Here is a 4,494-nt window from a genome sequence, read left to right as displayed (position 1 = left end):
GCGCGCCAGTCGGCGTCCGTGGCGTCGGCGGCGGGCACCGGGAGCCGCGACTCGGCGACGCGGACGGTGGCCGCGAACCGCCGGACCGCCTGCCGGTACTCGACCTCCGCCGATCCGGAGCCGCCCGCGTCAGATGCCGCGTCGCGGAACAGGCCGGCGGAGTCGATGTGCACGACCCGCATCTCGGCGGGCACCAGATCGTCCGGGATATCTGCGGAGCGGACGCGCGACAACACCTTCTGCCCCAGCGCCAACGCCGGCATGTCCCACGAGATGCCCTCGACCACGCCACGAGGCGGACGGCCCACGCGCTCGGCGGCCTTGGCCTGCTGCCACAGTCGGTCCTGCTCGTCCGCGTCCAGATCCGCTGCGGACGGGACGCGGGCGCTGGCTTCGTCGTCGTCGGCTCCGGTCGTTGTGAGGGCGGCGTCGGCGGCGGCGTCGTCGTCGAACCAGTACGGCGCGCGGCGGCGGAGCTTGTCGAGCAGCGCGCCCGCGACATCCTGGATGTCGAAGGGCGCATCCGCGCGCTCGGCGCCGATCGCGGCGTGGAACAGCACCTGGAGCAGCAGGTCACCGAGCTCGGAGACGAGCTCATCGCGGTCGCCGTCCGCTACCGCGTCGACCAGCTCCCACGACTCCTCGATGAGGTACGGCAGGAGTGAGGCGTGGGTCTGGGCGGACTCCCACCGGCCGTGGCGCCGGATGCGGGCCATCACGGCGACGGCCTCGGACAGCCGGTCGCCCGACGCGTCCGCCCGGCGGCCCGCTCGGTCGCCGACCGTTGTCGAGAAGACAGTTTCGCCCGCATCGGCCGAGTGGCCGTGTGCGAAACCGTCTTCTCGATGGTGGCCGCGCGCGGGCGGAGCGGAATCGCGCCCGGAGACGCCGGAGCCCGCCCCGCCGCCGGAGCTCATCGGGCGGGCGCGGTCTCGGGCTGGATCACCGGGTTCGACCCCTCCGGGTCGCCGGCCATCGCGGTGAGGAAGTCGGCGGCGTACTGCAGCATCTCGTCGTCGCGCGCCTTCTCCCCACCCGCACCCGCGCGGGCACCGGCCGCCTTGGGCAGCGGCAGCAGCACGGTCTTCTGCGTGGCCCGGTACTGCGCGGCCGGGTACATGCGCTTGAGCCGCATCTGCTGGGAGTCCAGCAGGTCGAGCGGCCCCACGCGCAGGCGCGAGCCGGCCAACACGATCTCGCGGACCCGGTACTTCTGCGCGACGAGCCGCAGCCGCGCCACCGACACCACGCGGCGGGCCTCCACCGGCAGGGGCCCGTACCGGTCGAGCAGCTCTTCCACCACGGCGTCGATGTCGCCGGGCTCGCGGGCCTGCGAGAGCTTGCGGTAGGCCTCGAGCCGCAGCCGGTCGCCGTCGACGTAGTCGGGCGGGATGAAGGCGTCGACGGGAAGCTCGATGCGGATCTCGCCGAGCTCCTCCTGCGTCTCGACCTTCTCGCCGTCGGCGATCGCGCGGTAGGCCTCCACCGCCTCGCCGACGAGACGGATGTAGAGGTCGAACCCGACGCCCGCGATGTGGCCCGACTGCTCGGCGCCCAGCACGTTGCCGGCGCCGCGCAGCTCGAGGTCCTTCATCGCCACGGCCATGCCCGCGCCGAGGTCGTTGTTCTGCGCGATGGTCGCGAGCCGGTCGTAGGCGGTCTCGGTGAGCGGCTTCTCCGGGTCGTAGAGGAAGTAGGCGTACCCGCGCTCGCGGGACCGGCCCACGCGGCCGCGCAGCTGGTGCATCTGCGACAGGCCCAGCTGGTCGGAGCGGTCCACGATGAGGGTGTTGGCGTTGGAGATGTCCAGGCCGGTCTCGACGATGGTCGTACACACCAGCACGTCGTACTCGCGGTTCCAGAACCCGCCGACGGTCTGCTCGAGCTGCTCCTCCCCCATCTGCCCGTGCGCCACCACGACGCGCGCCTCGGGCACGAGGTCCCTGATTCTCGCGGCGGTCGAGTCGATGGTCCGCACGCGGTTGTGGACGTAGAACACCTGGCCCTCGCGCAGCAGCTCGCGCCGGATGGCGGCGGCCACGTGCTTGTCCGAGTACGCGCCCACGTACGTGAGGACGGGCAGGCGCTCCTCGGGCGGGGTGAGGATCTGGCTCATCTCGCGGATGCCGGCCAGCGACATCTCGAGCGTGCGCGGGATCGGCGTGGCGGACATGGTGAGCACGTCGACGTGGGTGCGCAGGGAGGTGATGTGCTCCTTGTGTTCCACGCCGAAGCGCTGCTCCTCGTCCACGATTACAAGGCCGAGGTTCTTCCAGCGCACGCCGGTCGCGAGCAGTCGGTGGGTACCGATCACCACGTCGACCGTCCCGTCGGCCAGACCCTTGAGGATCTCCTTGGCCTCGGCGTCCGAGGTGAAGCGGCTGAGCCCCTTGATGGTCACGGGGAACCCGGTCATGCGCTCGGTGAACGTCGCGAGGTGCTGCTGCGCGAGCAGCGTGGTCGGCACGAGCACGGCGACCTGCGTGCCGTCCTGCACGGCCTTGAACGCGGCGCGCACGGCGACCTCGGTCTTGCCGTAGCCGACGTCGCCCACCACGACGCGGTCCATGGGGGCGGACTTCTCCATGTCCCCCTTTACCTCCTCGATCGCGCTGAGCTGGTCGACGGTCTCGGTGAACGGGAACGCGTCCTCCATCTCCCGCTGCCAGGGCGTGTCCGGCCCGAAGGCGCGGCCGGGCGCGGACTGCCGCTTGGCGTAGAGCTGGACGAGCTCGGTGGCGATCTCGCGGACGGCCTTGCGGGCCTTGCGCTTGGTGTTCTGCCAGTCGGCGCCGCCCATCTTGGACAGCGTCGGTGCCTCGCCGCCGACGTAGCGGCTGAGCTGGCCGAGCGACTCCATCGGCACGTAGAGCCGGTCGCCGGCCGCGCCGCGCTTGCCGGGCGCGTACTCGATCACCAGGTACTCGCGCCGCGAGGAGCCGTCGCCGCCGCGCACCTGCCGCTCGACCATCTCGACGAACCGGCCGATGCCGTGCTGGTCGTGCACGACCAGGTCGCCGGCCTTGAGGGCGAGCGGGTCGACCTGGTTGCGGCGCTTGGAGTGGCGGGCCTTGGGTCGCGCCGTGGAACCGAGGCGGTTGCCGGTGAGGTCGGTTTCGGAGACGACGACGAGGTCGTCGGACGCCCCGTCGACGCCGCCGGTGAGCGCGAACCCGGCGTGCAGGACCGCCTCGTAGACCGACACCAGTCCGTCGGCGGGCTCGGATCCCGCCTGCGCGGCGGTGGCGGGGACCTCGGCCTCGGAGAGGCGTTCCAGGATGCGGGCGACGGTGCCGTGACCGGGGACCACCATCGCGGCCCGGCCGCCGGCGCCGACGAGCGCGCGCAGCCGCACGAACATGGCCTCCATCTCGGAGTCCTTGCCTCGCGGGGCGGGCGGGTCGCCGGCCTCGACGGTCACCACGAGGCCGTCCTCGGGGTCGGTGAGGAATCCGGGCGGGACGAGCTGCCACCAGGCGCGGCCGGCCCCGGTGGCCTCCTCGCGCACGGAGGAGAACGTGCGGTAACCCGAGCCGGACAGATCGAGGGTCTCGCTGTCGACGGGGGCGTCGCCGCCCATGGTCGCGGCGGTCCAGGATGCCTCGAGGAACTCGCGGCCCGCCGAGGCGAGGTCGGCGGCGCGGCGGCGCACCTTGTCGGGGTCGCACACCACGACGCGGGTGTCGTCCGGCATGAGCATCGGCAGGGTGGCCATCTCGCCCGGCACGAGCACGGAGGTCAGGGCCTCCATGCCGTCGCGCGGGATGCCCTCGGCCAGCGAGTCCAGGAGCTCGGCCAGCGTCGGGTTGGCGCGGTGCTCGGCGGCCAGCTGACCGGCCCGGGCGCGGACGTCGTCGTCGAGCAGCAGCTCGCGGCACGGGTAGAGGACGACCTGCTCGACCTCGCCGTCGGGCAGCGAGCGCTGGTCGGCGACGGAGAACTCGCGGATCTCGGCGATCTCGTCGCCGTCGAACTCGATGCGCAGCGGGTGGTCGGCCGTGGTCGGGAAGACGTCCACGATGCCGCCGCGCACGGCGATGTCGCCGCGGCGGGCGACCATGTCCTCGCGGGTGTAGGCGAACTCGGCCAGGCGGGCCATGAGTTCGGTCGGGTCGACCTCGTCGCCTCGGGTCAGGCGCACGGGCTCGCGGCGGGCGGCCGCCGGGGAGATGGGCTGCACCACCGATCGCGCCGCCGCGACGATGATCCTCGGCGCCCGTCCGGCCATCACGGCGGACAGCACCTCGAGGCGGCGACCGATCGTGTCGGCCGCCGGCGACAGACGCTCGTGCGGCAACGTCTCCCAGCTCGGGAACTGCGCCACCTCGCCGTCGTACATCCCCGACAGCTCGTCGGCGAGCTCCTCACACTCGCGCTCGGTGGCGGTGACCACCAGCAGCGGCGCGCGCTCGGCCAGCGCGCCCACCAGGAACGGGCGCAGCGACTCCGGCGCGCGCACCACCGCGGTGTCGCGGTCCAGGCCCGCGCGCAGGT

The 4,494-nt window shown here is 73.0% G+C and carries 2 protein-coding genes; both read right to left on the bottom strand.

Annotation, left to right across the window (positions count from 1 at the left end; genetic code table 11):
- On the bottom strand, window positions 1–716 hold a 716-nt coding region (locus G6030_RS05145; RefSeq protein WP_241724174.1), incomplete at its 3' end, for a MazG nucleotide pyrophosphohydrolase domain-containing protein.
- Between the two features lie 197 nt (window positions 717–913).
- The gene (gene mfd, locus G6030_RS05140; protein ID WP_241724173.1) at window positions 914–4,492 is read right to left on the bottom strand and encodes a transcription-repair coupling factor; all 3,579 of its coding nucleotides are present in this window, start codon (window positions 4,490–4,492) and stop codon (window positions 914–916) included.
- Between the last annotated feature and the right edge of the window lie 2 nt (window positions 4,493–4,494).

Origin of the sequence: Dietzia sp. E1, from assembly GCF_014145015.1 — a bacterium.
Lineage (GTDB): Bacteria > Actinomycetota > Actinomycetes > Mycobacteriales > Mycobacteriaceae > Dietzia > Dietzia cinnamea_A.
Note: the sequence above shows the minus strand (reverse complement) of the source record. Positions and strands in the feature narration are given on the sequence as shown.